The following is a 19,037-nucleotide window of genomic DNA, read 5'->3' on the forward strand; positions in this document are numbered from 1 at the left end:
TAGGGTTTGACTCCGTGCACCTCAAGAGTCTGACGCTGAAGGGCTTCAAGTCCTTCGCCTCGCCGACGACTCTGCGGTTCGAACCCGGCATCACCTGCGTCGTCGGCCCCAACGGGTCGGGCAAGTCGAACGTGGTCGACGCCCTCACCTGGGTGATGGGCGAGCAGGGCGCCAAGACCCTGCGCGGCGGCAAGATGGAGGACGTCATCTTCGCCGGTACGTCCTCGCGGGCGCCGCTGGGCCGCGCCGAGGTGACGCTGACCATCGACAACTCCGACAACGCGCTGCCGATCGAGTACTCCGAGGTGTCGATCACCCGCCGCGTGTTCCGTGACGGCGCAGGCGAATACGAGATTAACGGCAGCAGCTGCCGGCTGATGGACGTTCAAGAACTGCTGAGTGATTCGGGCATCGGCCGCGAGATGCACGTCATCGTCGGCCAGGGCAAGCTCGCCGAGATCCTGGAGTCGCGTCCCGAGGATCGCCGCGCCTTCATCGAGGAGGCCGCCGGGGTTCTCAAGCACCGCAAACGCAAGGAAAAGGCGGTCCGCAAGCTCGACTCGATGGCGGCGAACCTGGCCCGTCTGACCGATCTGACAACCGAGTTGCGCCGCCAGCTCAAACCGCTGGGCCGCCAGGCCGAGATGGCGCGGCGCGCGGCGACGATCCAGGCCGATCTGCGTGACGCCCGCCTGCGCCTGGCCGCCGATGATCTGGTGAGAAGGCAGGTCGAGTTCCACAACACCAACCAGGCCGAGACCACGCTGCGCCGCGAGCATGATGAGGCGACCGTCCGGCTGGAGACGTCGACGGTCGAACTGCAGGCGCACGAGGCCGCGGTGGCCGAACTGACCAGGCGCGCCGAGGCCGCCCAACAGACTTGGTTCCGGGCCTCGGCCCTGGCCGAACGGGTGAGCGCCACCGTGCGGATCGCGACCGACCGGGCCCAGTCGTTCGAGGCGGAGGCCGAGGTTTCCACCGGGCAGGACCCCGAGGCGCTGGAAGCCGAGGCCGACGAGGTCGCCGAGCTCGAGATGGAGCTGCTGGGCGAGCTCGAAGAGTCGCGCATCGTCTTGGAGAGTGCCCGCGCCGAGCTGGCCGAACGTGAACAGATCGCCGCGGAGGCCGAGCGGGCGCATCTGGCCGCGGCCCGGGCCGAGGCGGACCGTCGGGAGGGGCTGGCCCGGTTGGCCGGGCAGGTCGACACCATGCGCACCCGGGTCGAGTCGATCGACGACGGGGTCATGCGGATGTCGGTCAACATCGAGGAAGCCGCCGCCAAGGCCCAACTGACACGGGCCGAATTCGAGACTGTGCAGAGCCGGGTCAGCGAACTCGATGCCGGGGAAGTGGGTCTGGACGAGCAGCACGACCGCTCGGTGGCAGCCCTGCGGATCGCCGATGAACGGGTGGCCGAACTGCAGTCGGCCGAGCGTGCCGCCGAACGGCAGGTCGCCTCGCTGCGGGCCCGCATCGAGGCCCTCTCCGTCAGCCTGGACCGACGCGACGGTGCTGCCTGGTTGCAGAAGAACCACAGCGGCTCAGGGCTTTTCGGCACCATCGGGGAATTCCTGAAAGTGCAGCCGGGGCATGAGGTGGCGGTGGCCACCGTTCTGGGCGCCGCCGCCGACGCGTTGGCCGCCGAGGATTTCGGTGTTGCCGCCGCCGCCGTGGCCGCGCTCAAGGAATCCGACGGCGGGCGGGCCGCTCTGCTGCTGGGGGACTGGAAGGTCAACGGCTCGGCAGCATCGGGCACGCTTCCCGACGGCGCGATCTGGGCCAACGACGTGGTCACCGTCCCGGATCGGTTGCGCGGGGCGATCACCGCGATGTTGGCCGGGGTGGCGGTGGTGACCGATCTGCCCGCCGGGGTGCAACTGGTGTCGGCGCGCCCGGACCTGCGCGCGGTGACCGCCGACGGCGATCTGGTCGGTGCCGGCTGGATCAGTGGTGGGTCCGACCGCAAGCCCTCCACCCTTGAGATCAGTTCCGAGATCGACAAGGCGAGACACGAACTGGAGATCGTCGAGCGGCAGACCGGTGAGCTGGCGGCCGCATTGTCGGGGGCCCTGGCCGAGCAGGCGGCCCGACAGGAGTCGGCCGAAGAGGCGATGGCCGCGCTCAACGAATCCGACGCCGCGATCTCGGCCATCTACGAACAGCTGGGCCGCCTGGGACAGGATGCCCGTGGCGCCGGTGACGAGTGGCAGCGGCTGATCCGCCAGCGCGACGAGCTCGAGGCCGGGCGCACCAAGACGGTCGAGGAACTCACCGAACTCGAGTCGCGGCTGCGCAACGCCGAACAGCTTCCGACGTTCGAGGCCGAGCCCGTGGACCGCCAGGCCTCGATGGCCGCCGCGGAGGCGGCGCGTTCGGTCGAGGTGGAGGCCCGGCTGTCGGTGCGTACAGCCGAAGAGCGAGCGAATGCGGTTCGCGGACGGGCTGATTCACTACGCCGCGCCGCTGCCGCCGAGCGCGAGGCTCGGGCGCGTGCGCAACGGGCCCGGGAGGCGCGCGAACATGCGGCGCGGGTGGCCGCGGCGGTGTCCGAAGCGGGACGCATTGTGGCGGGGCGGTTGAGCGCTGTGGTTTCGGTGGCTTCGCGGATGCGCGACGAGCTGGCCACCGAGCGGCAGATTCGGGCCACCGCGCTGTCCCAGGTGCGCGAAGCGGTCACCGAACTCAACGCGAGGATCACGGCGCTGACCGATGCGCTGCACCGTGACGAGATGGCCAAAGCGCAAGCGTCCCTTCGTATCGAGCAGCTCGAGGCTCAGGTGCTCGAGCAGTTCGGGATGCCGGCCGCCGACCTGATCGCCGAGTACGGCCCCCAGGTGGCGCTGCCGCCCACCGAGCTGGAGATGGCGGAGTACGAGCAGGCGCGCGAGCGGGGCGAACAGGTTATGGCGCCCGCACCGATGCCGTTCGACCGGCCGACCCAGGAACGTCGGGCCAAGAAGGCCGAACGCGAACTCTCGGAGTTGGGCCGGGTCAATCCTCTTGCGCTGGAAGAGTTTGCCGCCCTGGAGGAGCGCTACAACTTCCTGTCCACGCAGCTTGAGGACGTCAAAGCCGCGCGAACCGATCTGCTCGATGTGATCGCCGATGTCGACACGCGCATCCTGCAGGTGTTCACCGAGGCATATGTCGATGTCGAGCGCGAGTTCGAGCAGGTGTTTTCCACGCTGTTCCCCGGCGGCGAGGGCCGGCTGCTGCTGACCAACCCCAGTGACATGCTGACCACCGGCATCGAGGTCGAGGCCAGGCCGCCGGGGAAGAAGATCAAGCGACTCTCGCTGCTGTCCGGCGGCGAGAAGTCCCTGACTGCGGTGGCCATGCTGGTGGCGATCTTCCGGGCCCGCCCATCCCCGTTCTACGTGATGGACGAGGTCGAGGCCGCGCTCGACGATGTGAACCTGCGCCGGCTGATCAGCCTGTTCGAGCAGCTGCGGGAAAAGTCTCAGCTGATCGTGATCACCCACCAGAAGCCCACCATGGAGGTCGCCGACGCGCTCTACGGTGTGACGATGCGCGGTGACGGCATCACCACCGTGATCTCGCAGCGGATGCGGGGACAGGAACTGGCGGCCAACCCGAGCTGATCGGGTGCCGAGCGTGGGGGTGAGATCCGGATTCCCCCGCGGATCTGGATCTCACCCCGCACGCTTGACCGATGTGCCCCTATGCCGCGTCGGAGTGTGCGGCGCGGTGGCTACGGCGTGGCTTATCTTGTGTACCGCTGTCTTTCGCCTCCGCGGTTCCGGATGTGGGCTGGGCCGAACCGCTTTCGTCGGTGCGATGAATCTTGCGGGTCGGATGGGGGTCGGCGCCCGATTCGTCGACCTTGACGCCGTCGGACGCCTTGGGCGAGAGTGCCTGCCGCACTGTCTGCCTGATTCGCTCGGCCGCCGATCTCGGCTTCGGTGGCGTCTTGGTCTTGACCTCGCTCTTGATGTCGCCCTCGGCTTTGACGACCGCGTCCACGGCTGTGTCGACGGCGGTGTCGGCCTCAGGATCCTTCGTCTCCGGATCGGATTTCGGGATGTCGGTGTCGGCTACGGCGAGGATGGCGTTATCCGTTGTGGGATGCGTGCGGGGCACGTGCAGTCGGGTCAGCCCGGGCGGAAGCCCCTCCGGCGTCGAAACGCCGGGTGTCACCTTCTCGGTCACCGATTTATCCAGTGCGGCAACGGTTTCTGTGTGACGATCGGCTGTGTCGGCTGTGTTGATCCCCAGGCCGGCGAGGGCATTGCGCACGCCCTCCTCGGCCGCGGCTCTCAGGTCCGATGCCAACTTGTCGAGATTGATGTGGGGTATCAGCCCGGCGCGGGTCGGGACACCCATGTTGGCCGGCGTGCGGTCATAGGCGAGCTCGATCAACACCCGCAGGGTGGGCTCGACCAGGTCGATGACCGGCGTCGGGATCCCTATGTCGCGGAACGGCTGCAGCAGCGGAAGGTGCTCGGTGTGCACCAGGTAGTAGGTGGTGTTGCCGGACGTGTAGGAGTCGTATGTGCTCGGATCGTTCAGGTCGACCACCGATGACCCGTAGTTCGGATGTAGGTAGACGTAGCCCATCAGGGCGTTGAGATCGGCCAGCAGATTGAGCGGATACTTGGGAAAGTCGGCGATCAGGTCGTACTGGCGCGCGACATCGATCGTCGTGTATTCATCATCCGGGGTGGCGCCGTCGAAGCTGACCCCGAGGATCGGGATGTAGAGGCCCTCGAACCGGGCCAGGATTCCGCCGTTGGGCCGGTTGGGGTTGGCCACGAACACGAATGACAGCTCGTCAGGCGAGGGCACCGTGGCGCCCTGGGCGCGCAACTCGGCCAGGTTCCGCTTCTCCCGGGTGGCGATGTTGGCACTCTGTGAGTAGCCGACGACGACCTTTTCGCCCGGTGTGCTCATTACGGCGTTGTTGAGGCTGAGGACGCCGCGGGCCACCGAGGTGTCGAAGCTGATGTCGGTCAGGCTGGTCGCGGGCCAGAACTGCTCCGGTGTCTGTACCCATTTCAAATCGTCCTCGTCGAGGTGCCGATCGGACAGATAGGTGTTGTTCACCTGGTCCAGGTACGTGCCGGCACCCCACTGATGCGGATCTCCCAGCGCCTTCATTCCGGTCCCGCCCATGATGAGCGCCGTGGCCGCCAGTTGAACCAACGTCGTCATGCTCGCCGTCACGACCAGCCCGACGGTGCCGACCAGGGCGACCAGCGTCACTGCCAGCCCCCGAAGCACACGAATGTGCATCCTTTTCCTCCCTTTCGCGAAAATCCCAAGGGAAGGACCACATGCCGACCAAACGCTGAAGCCATTCCCGACCCACGTGGATCGTGAACCACATTCCGGCCCGTTGTCAGCGAATTGAAAGAAGTGCGCTGGAAAACTGCAAAATCATAGGTAGAGGGCAGGTTTAGAATGGCATAAATCATCACGTCAGCTAAGCCGTAGAGGATATCTACGGCTGGAACGAGCGCGTTCGTCCGGTGGCGTGGTGAGTGAAAGATACCGCTTCGGTACGTTCGTGTACCACGGTTTTGAGCAATCCGCTGAGCCGAGTTTTCGCCGGCATCGGTGGACGCGGCGATCGGCGGCAGGTCGGCCGGCAACGGGGCCGGTCGTTCCCACACCGCCGCCCTGCGACAATGACGGCGTGACAGAAGGTGCGTTGTTGGGTCTGTGGATCGCTATCGCGGTCGTCGCCGTTCTCGTTGTCGTCGCTCTCACCGTGGGGCTGGTGCGATACCGCCGGCGGCGGATCAGCCTGTCCGAGCGAGACGCCGCGAAACCGATCGACCGCTCCGGCGGCTACACGGCTTCGTCGGGCATCACGTTCAGCCAGTCGGGCACCGCGACCGTTGAGCGCATCGACACCAGTGGGCTGCCCGCGGTCGGCGATGACGCCACCATTCCGCGCGACGCACCCAAACGCACCATCTCCGATGTGCAGCTGCCGGAGCCGCCGGTCGAGCCGGTCGCTCCGCAGACGCCGGTCGAACCGGCCGAGCCGGAAGTGGTCGTCGAACCGGAACCAGCCGTCGAGCCGGCCGAAACCCCCGATCCGGTCGCTGCCGCCGTCGAGGACATCGCCCCGGCCGAAGGCCGGATGGACCGGCTGCGCGGACGCCTGGCCAAGTCACAGAACGCGTTGGGCCGCAGCATGCTCGGGTTGCTCGGTGGCGGCGATCTCGACGAAGACTCCTGGGAGGCTGTCGAGGACACCCTGTTGATCGCCGACCTCGGCCCGGTGGTCACCGAATCCGTCGTCGCGGCATTGCGTGAGCGGATGGCCAGCAAGAGCGTGCGCAGCGAAGCCGATGCGCGTGCGGTGCTGCGCGAGGTGCTGATGGCCGAGCTGCGACCCGAGATGGACCGATCGATCAAGGCGCTGCCGCATGCCGAGAAGCCGTCCGTGCTGTTGGTGGTCGGCGTGAACGGCACCGGTAAGACCACCACCGTGGGCAAGCTGGCGCGGGTGCTGGTGGCCGACGGCCGCCGGGTCGTGCTCGGCGCCGCCGACACGTTCCGCGCCGCGGCCGCCGACCAGCTGCAGACCTGGGCCGCTCGCGTCGGTGCAGAGGTGGTGCGGGGCGCCGAGGGTGCCGACCCCGCATCGGTGGCGTTCGACGCCGTCGACGAGGGCGTCAGGGCCGGGGCCGATGTCGTGGTGATCGATACTGCGGGCCGCCTGCACACCAAGACCGGCCTGATGGACGAACTCGGCAAGGTAAAGCGAGTGGTGGAGAAGCGGGCCGCAGTCGATGAGGTGCTGCTGGTACTCGATGCCACGATCGGGCAGAACAGCCTGCCGCAGGCCAAGGTGTTCGCCGAGGTCGTCGACATCACCGGGGTGGTGCTGACCAAACTCGACGGGACCGCCAAGGGCGGGATCGTGTTCCGGGTCCAGCAGGAACTCGGTGTCCCGGTCAAACTCGTCGGACTCGGGGAAGGTCCCGACGACCTCGCTCCGTTCGAGCCGGCGGCCTTCGTCGACGCCCTTCTGGGCTGAAATCCCGCGGAAAAACCCCGGGAAAGGCACGGTGTAACACCGGCGAAACGCAGCCTGGCTATCCGTTCACACGAGCGAAACGCAACGGCGCCGTGGCTGAAACATCCACTCAGCATTGTTCTGGACCAGGTCAATGGTCGTAAATCCTTGCGGCCGTGGCGTGGTGAAGGAGGAAACTGCGAGTGGAGCAATTCCCGATATTGGGTGCGCCGGACACCGGTGACACAGCATGGATGCTGGCCAGCGCCGCACTTGTGCTGCTGATGACGCCGGGCCTGGCCTTCTTCTACGGCGGCATGGTCCGTGCCAAGGGCGTGCTCAACATGATCATGATGAGCGTCAGCGCCATGGGTGTCGTGACCGTCCTGTGGGCGCTGTACGGCTATTCGGTCGCATTCGGCGACAACACCGCCGGCGTGATCGGCAATCCGGCACAGTTCTTCGGTCTCAAGGGCCTGATCGGCGGGAACGGTTCGGCCGATGCGCCCATCGCGCTGGCCGGGACCATCCCGGCCTCCGTGTTCGTGGGCTTCCAGCTGATGTTCGCGATCATCACGGTCGCACTGATCTCCGGTGCTGTCGCCGACCGCATCAAGTTCGGCGGCTGGCTGCTGTTCGCCGCGCTGTGGGCGACTGTTGTCTACTTCCCGGTCGCGCACTGGGTCTTCGACTTCGACGTCAAGGGCTCCGACGGTGAGACCGTGATTCACCACGGGGGATGGATCGCCAACCAGCTCAAGGCAATTGACTTCGCGGGTGGTACTGCGGTGCACATCAACGCAGGTACGGCCGGCCTGGTCCTGGCCATCATCCTCGGCAAGCGGCTCGGTTGGCCCGGCACGCCGATGCGCCCGCACAACCTCCCGTTCGTGATGCTCGGCGCCGGCCTGCTGTGGTTCGGTTGGTACGGATTCAACGCCGGTTCCGCGGTGTCGGCCAACGGAGTTGCCGGTTCGACCTTCGTCACGACCACGGTGGCGACCGCGGCGGCCATGCTGGCATGGCTGCTCACCGAGCGCATCCGCGACGGCCACGCCACATCGCTGGGTGCGGCTTCGGGCATCGTTGCCGGCCTGGTGGCGATCACGCCGTCCTGCTCGTCGGTGAATGTGGTGGGCGCACTCGTGATTGGTGTTTCCGCAGGTGTGCTGTGTGCGCTGGCGGTGGGCCTGAAGTTCAAGTTCGGTTTCGATGATTCGCTCGACGTCGTGGGTGTCCACCTGGTCGGTGGCATCGTGGGCACGTTGCTGGTCGGCCTGGTGGCCACCAAGGAGGCGCCTGCCGCTGTCGCCGGTCTGTTCTACGGTGGCGGGTTCGATCAGTTGTGGCGACAGGCCGTCGGGGCGGGTGCTGTTCTGCTCTATTCGGCGGTGGGTACGGCTATCTTGGCGTTGATTGTGAAATACACCGTGGGCCTGCGCCTGGACAAAGAAGAGGAGGCTTCCGGTATCGACGAGTCCGAGCACGCGGAGAGCGCTTACGACTTCGTCGCTGTCGGAACCGGTTCTGTTCTTGGTCGTCACGGCGGGGAGGAATAAGGAAATATGAAGCTGATCACTGCGATCGTCAAACCGTTCACGCTGGAGGATGTCAAGACCGGCCTTGAACAGACGGGCATTCTGGGAATGACCGTCAGTGAGGTGCAGGGCTACGGCCGTCAGAAGGGTCACACCGAGGTCTACCGGGGTGCTGAGTACTCGGTCGATTTCGTGCCGAAGGTCCGGGTGGAGGTCGTTGTCGACGACTCCGCGGTCGACAAGGTCGTGGATGTCATCGTGCAGGCCGCACGTACCGGCAAGATCGGTGACGGCAAGGTGTGGGTCAGCCCGGTCGACACCGTGGTTCGGGTGCGTACCGGTGAGCGAGGAGCTGACGCGCTGTAGTCGGAGCGTCCGTCGAGACGCCTTCTCCCCGGCCAGCAATCGCGTGAGCACAACCCGGTGATCGGCCGGGGAGGAGTCGAAATGACAGAGAACAACGCAGAATCCGCCGGAGTCTCTCCCCAAGGGGCTCCGGCGGTTTCGTCCCGGCCCGCCAACGATCTGACGGCGGCCACCAAGCAGTTGCTCAGCGGGGGATCGCGCCAGCTGGATGCGGCCGCTCTGCGCAACGCGTTACTCGATCTGCACGAATTCTGGCTCACCACAAAGGCTGCCGAGATCGGGATCACCGCCACCAGTGGATTCTCGATCGTGGCCACGGGTGGTTTGGGCCGCGGCGAGATGTTGCCCTACTCCGACCTCGACCTCACGTTGCTGCACGACAACATGCCTGTCGAACTCGTCTCCGAAGTAGCCGAGAAACTCTGGTACCCCTTGTGGGACGCCAACATTCGTATCGATCACAGCGTCCGTACTGTGCCCGAGGCGCTCAAAGTCGCAGGTGAAGACATCTCGGTGGGTCTGGCGATGCTCGACGCGCGTCATATCGCCGGTGATGCCGATCTGTCGGCACTGCTGGTCGGCGGCTCGCGCCGGCAGTGGCGGATCGGAATCGCTTCGCGGTTCGACGAACTCGTCGAGCATGCGCAGTCGCGGTGGGAGCGCAGCGGCCAGATCGCGCACCGAGCCGAACCTGACCTGAAATCGGGCCGGGGCGGTCTGCGGGACGTTCAGCTGCTCAACGCGCTCGCGATAGCGCAACTGGCCGACGTGTATCCGAGCCGGGCTCTGGCCTCGCCGACCGGAACTCTGGGTGATGCACACCTGGCGCTGCTCAATGTCCGGACCGAACTGCACCGGGCTTCCGGCCGGGGCCGGGAGTTGTTGCTGGCACAGCATGCCGACGAGATCGGCGCGGCCCTGCGGATCGGGGACCGATTCGATCTGGCCCGCACCCTCTCGGATGCCGCGCGCACCGTCAGTTACTACGTCGATTCCGGGATTCGCACAGCCGCCAATGCCTTACCGCGGCGTGGCTTTGCCGCTCTGCGCCGCCCGGTGCGCCGTCCTCTCGACGAAGGGGTGATCGAGTACGCGGGCGAGGTGATCCTGGCCCGCGACGCCCGGCCGGAACGCGATCCCGGCCTGATCCTGCGGGTGGCGGCCGCGTCGGCCACTACCGGGTTGCCGATGGCGGTGTCCACGTTGAGCCGACTGGCCGAAACCGCACCTGAACTGCGCACGCCCTGGCCTCGCCAGGCGCTGAAGGACCTGCTGGTGCTGCTCGCGTCCGGCGCCGCAGCGGTCGCCACCATCGAGGCGCTGGACCGTACCGGTCTGTGGGGCAGGCTGTTCCCGGAGTGGGGCGCGGTGCGAGACCTGCCGCCGCGGGATGTCGTGCACACCTGGACAGTTGACCGGCATCTGGTCGAAACCGTCTCGCGGGCAGGTGCTTTCACCACCCGGGTGTCACGTCCGGACCTGCTGCTGCTGGGTGCGCTGTGCCACGACATCGGCAAGGGGCGCGGCGGCGACCACAGTGTGATCGGTGCAGAACTGGCCACCCAGATCGGCACCCGGCTGGGTCTGTGGCCATCCGACATCGATGTGCTGTCGAAGATCGTGCGGTACCACCTCCTGCTGCCCGACACCGCGACACGGCGAGATCTGCAGGATCCCAAGACCATTGACGCCGTAGCCGATGCACTCGGCGGCGATATGGTGCTGTTGGAGCTGCTCCACGTCCTGGCCGAGGCCGATTCGCTGGCCACCGGACCGGGGGTGTGGGGGGACTGGAAGGCATCGCTGATCGGTGACCTGGTCCGCCGGTGCCGGCTGGTGATGGCCGGTGAATCGCTGCCGAAACCCGATCCCATCGAGCCGCGGTTCATGGCGCTGGCCGCCGAGGCGGGTGTCCATGTCGAGCTCACCGAGGGCGACAGCCCGCACATCTACAACGTGACGATGATCGCCGCGGACCGGCGCGGCCTGCTGTCCAAGGCGGCGGGCGTGCTGGCGTTGAACTCCCTGCGGGTCCACTCGGCCTCGGTCAACAGTCACGAGGGCTCGGCGATCAACACCTTCGCGGTGTCCCCGCATTTCGGTGCCCCACCACCTGCCGAGCTGCTGCGTCAGCAGTTCATCCTGGCGCTCGACGGCGAACTGGACGTGATCGGTGCGCTGGAACGGCGGGATCTGGAGGCTGCCCAGCATCCGACGACCCGGGCCGGCGAGATCCTGGCCTCGGTACCGGCCAATCACGTGCCCGCCCCGCCGCGCATCCTGTGGTCGGTGGGCACCGCGCCCGAAGACCTGATCGTCCAGATCCGCACGATCGACCGGTCCGGTCTGTTGGCCCGTCTGACCGCGGTGTTCGAGCGAGACGGCGTGGATGTCTCCTGGGCGAAGGTGACCACGCTGGGCTCTTCGGTGGTCGACGTGTTCTGCATCACCGCGCCGGCACTGGCTGCCGACGAGGAGCGGCGGGCCGCGTTCCGCGAGGAACTTGAGCGCGACATGTTCGCGATCCTTCCCGCGCCGCCGCCGGCCAAACCGGCCAAACCGGCTGAGCACGCCAGCTGACCTCTGAGCGGGTTGGCTGGTGGGCTCACCACCCCGTCCGTGCCCGGCCGCTAGGCTTACCACGTGTTTGAGAGCTTGTCTGACCGGTTGACCGGAGCCCTGCAGGGTCTACGCGGCAAGGGGCGGTTGACCGACGCCGATATCGACGCCACGGCGCGCGAGATCCGGTTGGCCCTGCTGGAGGCCGACGTCTCGCTGCCGGTGGTGCGTGCCTTCGTCGCGCGCATCAAGGATCGTGCCAAGGGCGCCGAGGTCTCGGCCGCGCTGAACCCAGCGCAGCAGGTGGTCAAGATCGTCAACGAGGAGCTGATCGGCATCCTCGGCGGCGAGACCCGTCAGCTGGCGTTCGCCAAGAACCCGCCGACGGTGATCATGCTGGCCGGTCTGCAAGGTGCCGGTAAGACCACCCTGGCCGGCAAGCTGGCGAAATGGCTTAAGGGACTGGGCCATACCCCGTTGCTCGTGGCGTGTGACCTGCAGCGGCCCGGCGCGGTCAACCAGCTGCAGATCGTCGGTGAGCGCGCCGGTGTGGGTGTCTTCGCCCCGCACCCGGGCACCTCACCCGACGGCCTGGCGATCGGCGGCCACGGCGATCCCGTGGCGGTCGCGTCGGCCGGTATGGCTGAGGCCCGGGCCAAGCACTACGACGTCGTCATCGTCGACACCGCCGGCCGGCTGGGTATCGACGACGAGCTGATGGGTCAGGCCGCGGCGATTCGCGATGCCGTGAAACCCGACGAGACGCTGTTCGTCCTCGACGCGATGATCGGTCAGGACGCCGTCGCCACCGCCGAGGCGTTCCGCGAGGGCGTCGGCTTCACCGGTGTCGTGCTGACCAAGCTCGACGGCGACGCCCGTGGTGGCGCGGCCCTGTCGGTCCGCGAGATCACCGGTGTGCCGATCCTGTTCGCCTCCGCGGGGGAGAAGCTCGAAGACTTCGACGTCTTCCACCCCGACCGGATGGCCAGCCGCATCCTGGGCATGGGCGATGTGCTCACCCTCATCGAGCAGGCCGAGCAGGTCTTCGATCAGCAGAAGGCCGAGGAGGCCGCTGCCAAGATCGGCTCCGGCGAGCTGACGCTGGAGGACTTCCTCGAGCAGATGCTGGCCATCCGCAAGATGGGCCCGATCGGCAACCTGCTGGGCATGCTGCCCGGGGCCGGCCAGATGAAGGACGCGCTGGCCGCGGTCGACGACAAGCAGCTGGACCGGGTGCAGGCCATCATCCGCGGCATGACCCCGGCCGAGCGGGCCGACCCCAAGATCATCAACGCCTCGCGCCGGCTCCGTATCGCCAACGGCTCCGGTGTCGAGGTCTCCGAGGTCAACCAGCTCGTCGACCGGTTCTTCGACGCCCGCAAGATGATGTCGTCGATGGCCGGCCAGATGGGCATGCCGTTCGGACGCAAGAACTCTCCGCGCAAGGCCGCCAAGGGCAAGAACAAGCAGGCCGGCAAGAAGAAGGGCCGCGGTCCGACCCCGCCGAAGAACCCGTTCGGCGCCGGGATGCCTGCCGGTTTCCCGGACCTGTCGAACATGCCCAAGGGTCTGGACGAGCTGCCGCCCGGCCTGGCCGATTTCGACCTTTCCAAGCTGAAGTTCCCCGGCCAGAAGTAGCGCTGTGCTCCACGTCCGGGGACGCGGCCTACCCGACGGCGAACCCGTCGAGTGGTGGGTGGACCGGGGCGTGCTGTCAGCGGAGCCGATTGCCAACGCCGACACCGTGTTTGACGGTGGCTGGATCATCCCCGGCCTGGTCGACGCGCACTGTCATGTCGGGCTGGGGCCCGGCGGCGCGGTGTCACTGGACGAGTCGGTGGCGCAGGCCGAAACCGAACGCGATGCCGGCGCATTGTTGTTGCGGGATGCCGGATCACCGGTGGACACCCGGAGCTTCGACGAGCGCGACGACCTGCCACGGATCATCCGGGCGGGCCGGCACCTGGCGCGGCCCAAGCGGTACTCACCCGGGCTGCCGATCGACATCGAGGACGAATCGCAGCTGCCCGACGCGGTGGCCCAGCAGGCCCGCTGGGGCGACGGCTGGGTGAAGCTGGTCGGTGACTGGATCGACCGGAGCGTCGGGGACCTGGCGCCGCTGTGGTCCGACGAGATCCTCAAGGCGGCGATCGACGCCGCCCACGCCGAGGGGGCGCGGGTCACCGCGCACGTGTTCGGCGAGGAGGCCCTGCCCGGGCTCATCAACGCCGGAATCGACTGCATCGAGCACGGCACGGGAATCACCGACGACACCATCGAGTTGATGCTCGAACACGGCACGGCGCTGGTGCCCACCCTGATCAACATCGACAACTTCCCGGGCATCGCCGACGCGGCAGGCAAGTACCCGGCGTATGCCAAGCACATGCGCGATCTCTACGCGTCTTGCCGCAGCCGGGTCGGCGCGGCCCACGAGGCGGGCGTGCCGATCTTCGCGGGCACCGATGCCGGCGGCATGATCGCCCACGGCCGCATCGCCGACGAGATCGAGGCACTCAAAGGCATCGGGATGAGTCCCACCGCCGCGTTGGGGGCGGCCAGCTGGGACGCCAGGGCCTGGCTCGGCCGGCCCGCTCTGGAGCACGGGGCGTCAGCGGACCTGGTCTGCTACACCGAGGATCCGCGCCACGGCGGGGTCAGCCGCCCGGATCTGGTGATCCTGCGCGGCCGGGTGTACTGACCATTCGGCGAGCAGACGCGTAGGTACCCGAAATTCCGCGTTCTCGGGTACCTACGCGTCTGCTCGCGGAGTAGGCCTCAGTACACGTCCCGCAGGTAGCGGTGGGTCTTGATCAGGTCGTTGACATAGGCGTGCGCGGCACCGGCGTCCATGCCGCCGCTCTCGGCGACGATCTCGTGCAGAGTGGCGTCGACGTCCTTGGCCATGCGTTCGGCGTCACCGCACACATAAAGGTGGGCACCGTCTTGCAGCCAGGCGAACAGCTCGGCTGAATTCTCCCGCATACGTTGCTGCACATACACTTTGGTGTCCTGGTCACGGGAGAACGCCACATCGAGCCGGGTCAACACGCCGGACTCGACAAATCCAGTGAGCTCCTGGCCGTAGAGGAAGTCGGTGGCCCGGCGCCGGTCCCCGAAGAACAGCCAGGACCGGCCCGACGCTCCGGCGGCCTGTCGTTCCTGCAGGAAGGCGCGGAACGGTGCGATACCGGTGCCCGGCCCGATCATGATGATCGGTACATCGGCGGCGGGCAGCCGGAAATGATGGTTGGGGCGCAGGTGAATCCGAACGCTCTGGGTGCGCTCCGCAAGGTACGTCGACGCCACGCCGCCGTGTTGGCGGTCGGTGGCGGGGTAGCGCACCGTGGCCACGGTCAGGTGCACGTGATCGGGGTGAACCAGGGGGCTTGAGGCGATCGAGTAGTCGCGGAACTGCAACGGGCGCAACGTATCGACGACCTCATCGACGGTGAGGTCGGCCCGCTTGATGAGATCGAGGACGTCCTCGCCGTAGGCGGCGGGACCCGCCAATTCCTGCAGTGCGCGCGAGGGTGTGCGGATCTCGAGCTGCTCGGAGAGCAGAACCCCCAATGTCTCATCGGCTCCGGCTACGCGGTGGGCGGGTCCCACTTTGAGTTCGGTCAGGATCGCCGCTACCAGACCAGGATCGTTGAGCGGGTGGACGGCCAGCGAATCGCCGGCCTGGTAGGCGATCCCGGAACCGGTGAGGTCGAGCTCGTAGTGGCGAACCTCCTTGTCGGATTCCGCCGAGGTGAGCAGCCGATTGACCGTCAGGGGTGCTGCGAAGCGTTCCTGGCTGCGTTGTGGGGGGTCGGCCGGGGGGCTTTCGATGACGGTGACAGCACCGATCGTGGGTCCGCTCTGGGCGGCGGTGAGCTGCTTGACGAGGTCGGTGGTCCAGGCAGCGGCAGGTTGTTCGTAATAGCCGTCGACGTCGACCCGGTCTGTCAGCCGGGTTGCGCCGAGCTCTTCCAGCCGCGCGTCGAGGAGTATTCCTGCGTTGCAGAACAATTCGTAGGACGAGTCTCCGAGGGCGAGCACAGCGAAACTCATGTGCTCCAGCCGCTCGGTCGAGGCACTGATCGCCTCCCAGAACAATGTGGCGGTGTCCGGGAATTCGCCGTCGCCGAAGGTTGACGTCACCACGATGAAATGCGTTGTGGTAGTGAGATGGTGGAGTTCCACCTGGTTGAGTTCGACGGCCTCGGCGGGAATTCCGGCGGCAGTGGCGGCTTCGGCGAACGACATGGCGGCGTCTTCGGCGTTGCCCATGTCGGTGCCGTAGGCGACCACCAACGAGAACTCACGGTCGGACAAGTCGGCTCCCCTCATCGCGCGCGGGCACACCACGCGAATTTAGGGTGACCTTAATTTGTTGCGAGTCTTGGTGGGGCCCTACCTCTTACCCCTCGGCGTTCACCGTCAGTGTGAGAAGCCGTAGTCGAACAAGTCGATCGCCTGACCGTACAGATCGCCGGTGCCGTACATCTGCACCACGATCAGACGTCGGTTACCGCGTTGGGCAGCACCCACGTACGTCTTGCGGGCGAGATCGGTGTATCCGGTCTTGCCGGCGATGTCACCGGGGTAGCGCTGCAGCAGTTCGTTCTGGTTGGTCAGGGTCTTGCCCGGGAACTGGGCCGACGGTTGCGCCATGATCTGGGCGATCAGCGGGTATCTCAGCGCTGCCCGCAGGATCACCGCGAGGTCGTGCGGGGTGGTGACGGTTTCCCAGCCGGGGCCGTCGAGGCCCGATGGTGAGCCGGCCCGGGTGTTGCGGGCGCCGACGCTCGCCGCTTTGCGCGTCATCGCCGCCACGGTGGCGGGCCGCCCACCGAGCATGTCGGCGAGCATGTTCGCCGCGTCGTTGCCCGACACCATCAGCAGTGCTTCGAGCAGTTGGCGGGTGGTGTACGGCTGCCCTGGCTTGAGCCCCACGCACGAGCATTCGACCTTGGTGTGCGACTCGTTGGCCCTGGCGAAATTGTCGGGCCGAAGGTGGTCGAGCACCACCATCGCCAGCAGCGGCTTGATGGTGCTGGCCGGGGCGTACGAGCCGTTGGGATCCTTGGATGCCAGCACCTGGCCGGTGTCCATATCGGCGACCAGCCACGCCTTGGCCGGCCCGTCGGGAATCTGGGCGCCCGCAGGCTGAACACCGGGCTGCGCAGCGACCGGAGGGGACCCGATGGCCGCGGCGGTCATTGCCGTGCCGAGGGCGAGCGCGAGCGCCCCGAACAGTCTTCGCACGAGCGCCGACGCTACGGAGCTTCGGACTCGATCAGCGCGCGGTCAGGTTTCCTTCAGATATCGACTGAATCGCGCAGCCTAGAGCGACCCGATGCTGGCGGACCGATCCTGGGCGAAACCCCAGTCCAGAAGTGTGGCGGCCTGATCCCAGTAGGTAGGGCCACCCTCCTTGACCAGCCCGTACATCATCGTGACTACCAGTCGGCGGCCGTCTCGCTGTGCGGCGCCGACGAATGTCTTGCGGGCGATGTCGGTGAAGCCCGTCTTGCCGCCGATGGCACCGGGGTAGCGATGCAGCAGCTCGTCCTGGTTGACCAGGACCCGATTGCCGGTCTTGCTGGGGAAGGTGGTCGAGGGCATCGCGGTGATCTGCGCGAAGACCGGGTTGGCCATCGCTCCGCGGAAGATCGTCGCCATGTCGTGCGGTGTGGACCAGAACGGCATGCCGGGCCCGTCCAGTCCGGACGGCGTCGCGACGTTGGTGCTGTTCGCCCCGAGCGCGACCGCCTTGGCGTTCATCTTGGCCACGGCCGCTTCGGGGCCGCCGATCATGCGGGCCAGGGTGTTGGCGGCGTCGTTGCCCGAGGCCAGAAGTGCCGCCTCCAGCAGTTGGCGCGCGGTGTAGGTCTGCCCGGGCGCGACGCCGGCGCAGTTGCACTCGACTTTGGTATCGGCGTCGTCGGCCACGATCGTGGTGTCCAGCGGGACCTCGTCGAGCACCACCTGAGCCAGCAGGGTCTTGATAGTGCTCGCGGGCGCGTAGTGGGTGTTCTCGTTGCGGGCTGCCAATACCTGGCCGGTGTCGAGGTCGGCGACCACCCAGCCCTGCGCGGGACCGTCCGGGATGGGTGCGGATCCGACCTGCTGCACTTCGAGATCGGCTCTGGCCACCGGCACTGCTCCGGACACCGATGAGAGTGGGATCAGCGCGACGGCAACCGCGGCCGTCGCTGCAACAGAGAACCTGACGAACCTCCCCATGGCGGGCCAGCCTAATCGTGTTGAATCGAGACATGTTGAGCCTGGCCGAGATTTCGGATCGTCTGGAGATCCAGCAGTTGTTGATCGACTACTCCACGGCGATAGACCGTCGACTGTTCGATGACCTCGATGCGGTCTTCACTCCTGATGCCTACATCGACTACCGCGCGATGGGCGGTATCGACGGCCAGTATCCGGAGGTCAAGGCGTGGTTGGCCGAGGTGCTGCCGAACTTCCCGGCCTATGCGCACATGCTCGGCAACTTCGATGTCCGAATCGACGGCGACACCGCGTCGTCCCGCACCATCTGCTTCAACCCCATGGTGCTGCCCGGGCTGGAACAGCAGGTGTTGTTCTGCGGGCTCTGGTACGAGGACGAGTTCGTCCGGACCTCCGAGGGGTGGCGGATGAGCCGCCGGGTCGAGACCAAGTGTTTCGACAAGGTCGTTTAGGCGGGGCTCCGCTGGTGTCGTTGAGGCCGTATCAGGACCGTGGGGCCAGCTTCGGATCTTCGGCCATACAGAGTTTCCAATCGCCATCTTCCTTGCGGAAGTAGGCGGAGCCGTCGGGCTCCCCGTCTGTTATGACGGTGGCTGTGGCCCGGTCACCGTCGACTTTCACATCGGTGACCTCGACCGAGTCCGGTCGCCCCGTGGGTTCGGGGATGTCGGCGTCGAAGCTTCCGGGCATGCTCGATTCGTACTTCTTCATCATCTGCTGATCTTCTGCGCAGAAGTACTTCATCGACTCTGACGCTGATCCGGTCTCGCTGATGTCTTCGAAGACCTGCTTGATGGCGCGCTCGTCGCTGGACGACCCGGTGCCCATCACGATCACCATGACGATGACGACGAGCAGGATGACCGCCCCGCCGATGCCGCCGAGGATCAACGCGGTGCGCTTGCTGTTGTTCCGACCCGGCGGGGGCATGCCGTAGCCGTACGGCGCGGGTGTGCCGTAGCCGTACGGCGACGATGCCTGATACGGCGGCGGGCCTCCGTAGGGCTGCCCAGGAACCCCGAACGGGTTCGGGGTTCCTGGCTGCTGCGGCACCCCGAATTGCTGCGGCGGCGCTGATGACCACGGGTCTGGCGGTCCCGGCGGAAATGTCACGAAGACTCCTCTTGCTGCAGGGCTGTCAGAACCCTAACGGTGTGACCGGCCACCGCGACGCACCAAAATGTGGGACGCCGCAGTCACCTGAGCAGGCGATCATTCGCAGCGATGAGCAAGCGTCGATTCGTCAGCTCGAACTCCGCGATTTTGGCCGGTACTGCCTGCTCTGGCACAATTGGCGGCTGTCTGCCGTGCGACTCGTTCAATGCGCTGCGCGGCGGTCACACACGTAA

At 66.8% G+C, this 19,037-nt stretch carries 13 protein-coding genes; 8 read left to right on the top strand and 5 right to left on the bottom strand.

Annotated elements, in window-relative coordinates:
* The first annotated feature begins 14 nt into the window (after positions 1 to 14).
* Positions 15 to 3,602 (top strand): chromosome segregation protein SMC, encoded by a 3,588-nt coding sequence (gene smc / locus EH231_RS01905; RefSeq protein ID WP_090425054.1) that lies wholly within the window; start codon positions 15 to 17, stop codon positions 3,600 to 3,602.
* A 79-nt stretch (positions 3,603 to 3,681) separates the two neighbouring features.
* Here the strand turns inward: smc and EH231_RS01910 are convergent, their stop codons facing one another.
* The gene (locus EH231_RS01910) at positions 3,682 to 5,253 is read right to left on the bottom strand and encodes a PE-PPE domain-containing protein (protein ID WP_124711772.1); all 1,572 of its coding nucleotides are present in this window, start codon (positions 5,251 to 5,253) and stop codon (positions 3,682 to 3,684) included.
* Positions 5,254 to 5,656: 403 nt separating this feature from the next.
* Here EH231_RS01910 and ftsY point away from each other — a divergent pair, with 403 nt between their 5' ends.
* The 6 genes from ftsY (at position 5,657) to EH231_RS01940 (ending at position 14,155) form a co-directional block, all read left to right on the top strand.
* Positions 5,657 to 7,012 carry a signal recognition particle-docking protein FtsY gene (ftsY, locus tag EH231_RS01915; RefSeq protein ID WP_205263328.1) on the top strand — a complete coding sequence of 452 codons (1,356 nt, stop codon included), beginning with the start codon at positions 5,657 to 5,659 and terminating at the stop codon, positions 7,010 to 7,012.
* A gap of 233 nt (positions 7,013 to 7,245) precedes the next feature.
* Positions 7,246 to 8,550, top strand: coding sequence for an ammonium transporter (locus EH231_RS01920; RefSeq protein WP_205266331.1), 1,305 nt, complete (start codon positions 7,246 to 7,248; stop codon positions 8,548 to 8,550).
* 6 nt (positions 8,551 to 8,556) lie between these two features.
* Positions 8,557 to 8,895 carry a P-II family nitrogen regulator gene (locus EH231_RS01925; RefSeq protein WP_003881099.1) on the top strand — a complete coding sequence of 113 codons (339 nt, stop codon included), beginning with the start codon at positions 8,557 to 8,559 and terminating at the stop codon, positions 8,893 to 8,895.
* 81 nt (positions 8,896 to 8,976) lie between these two features.
* Entirely contained in the window at positions 8,977 to 11,475 is a 2,499-nt protein-coding gene (locus tag EH231_RS01930; RefSeq protein ID WP_090425056.1) for a [protein-PII] uridylyltransferase, read from the top strand.
* Positions 11,476 to 11,538: 63 nt separating this feature from the next.
* On the top strand, positions 11,539 to 13,092 hold the full coding sequence (ffh, locus tag EH231_RS01935) for a signal recognition particle protein (protein ID WP_090425057.1): 1,554 nt from the start codon (positions 11,539 to 11,541) through the stop codon (positions 13,090 to 13,092).
* A gap of 4 nt (positions 13,093 to 13,096) precedes the next feature.
* Positions 13,097 to 14,155, top strand: coding sequence for a metal-dependent hydrolase family protein (locus EH231_RS01940; RefSeq protein ID WP_090425058.1), 1,059 nt, complete (start codon positions 13,097 to 13,099; stop codon positions 14,153 to 14,155).
* A 77-nt stretch (positions 14,156 to 14,232) separates the two neighbouring features.
* Here the strand turns inward: EH231_RS01940 and EH231_RS01945 are convergent, their stop codons facing one another.
* The 3 genes from EH231_RS01945 to EH231_RS01955 all read right to left on the bottom strand — a co-directional run bounded on the left by EH231_RS01945 (position 14,233) and on the right by EH231_RS01955 (position 17,688).
* On the bottom strand, positions 14,233 to 15,729 hold the full coding sequence (locus EH231_RS01945) for a diflavin oxidoreductase (protein WP_241178074.1): 1,497 nt from the start codon (positions 15,727 to 15,729) through the stop codon (positions 14,233 to 14,235).
* Positions 15,730 to 15,879: 150 nt separating this feature from the next.
* The gene (locus tag EH231_RS01950) at positions 15,880 to 16,707 is read right to left on the bottom strand and encodes a D-alanyl-D-alanine carboxypeptidase (RefSeq protein WP_090425060.1); all 828 of its coding nucleotides are present in this window, start codon (positions 16,705 to 16,707) and stop codon (positions 15,880 to 15,882) included.
* Between the two features lie 78 nt (positions 16,708 to 16,785).
* Positions 16,786 to 17,688 (bottom strand): D-alanyl-D-alanine carboxypeptidase family protein, encoded by a 903-nt coding sequence (locus tag EH231_RS01955; protein ID WP_164480735.1) that lies wholly within the window; start codon positions 17,686 to 17,688, stop codon positions 16,786 to 16,788.
* Between the two features lie 32 nt (positions 17,689 to 17,720).
* On the opposite strand from EH231_RS01955, the gene EH231_RS01960 reads away from it, so the two are divergent.
* Positions 17,721 to 18,140 (top strand): nuclear transport factor 2 family protein, encoded by a 420-nt coding sequence (locus EH231_RS01960; protein ID WP_090425061.1) that lies wholly within the window; start codon positions 17,721 to 17,723, stop codon positions 18,138 to 18,140.
* Positions 18,141 to 18,171: 31 nt separating this feature from the next.
* On the opposite strand, the gene EH231_RS01965 is transcribed toward EH231_RS01960, so the two are convergent.
* Entirely contained in the window at positions 18,172 to 18,801 is a 630-nt protein-coding gene (locus EH231_RS01965) for an Rv0361 family membrane protein (RefSeq protein ID WP_124711774.1), read from the bottom strand.
* Positions 18,802 to 19,037: the final 236 nt, after the last annotated feature.

Source organism: Mycolicibacterium nivoides (assembly GCF_003855255.1).
In the GTDB taxonomy this organism is placed as follows: Bacteria; Actinomycetota; Actinomycetes; order Mycobacteriales; family Mycobacteriaceae; genus Mycobacterium; species Mycobacterium nivoides.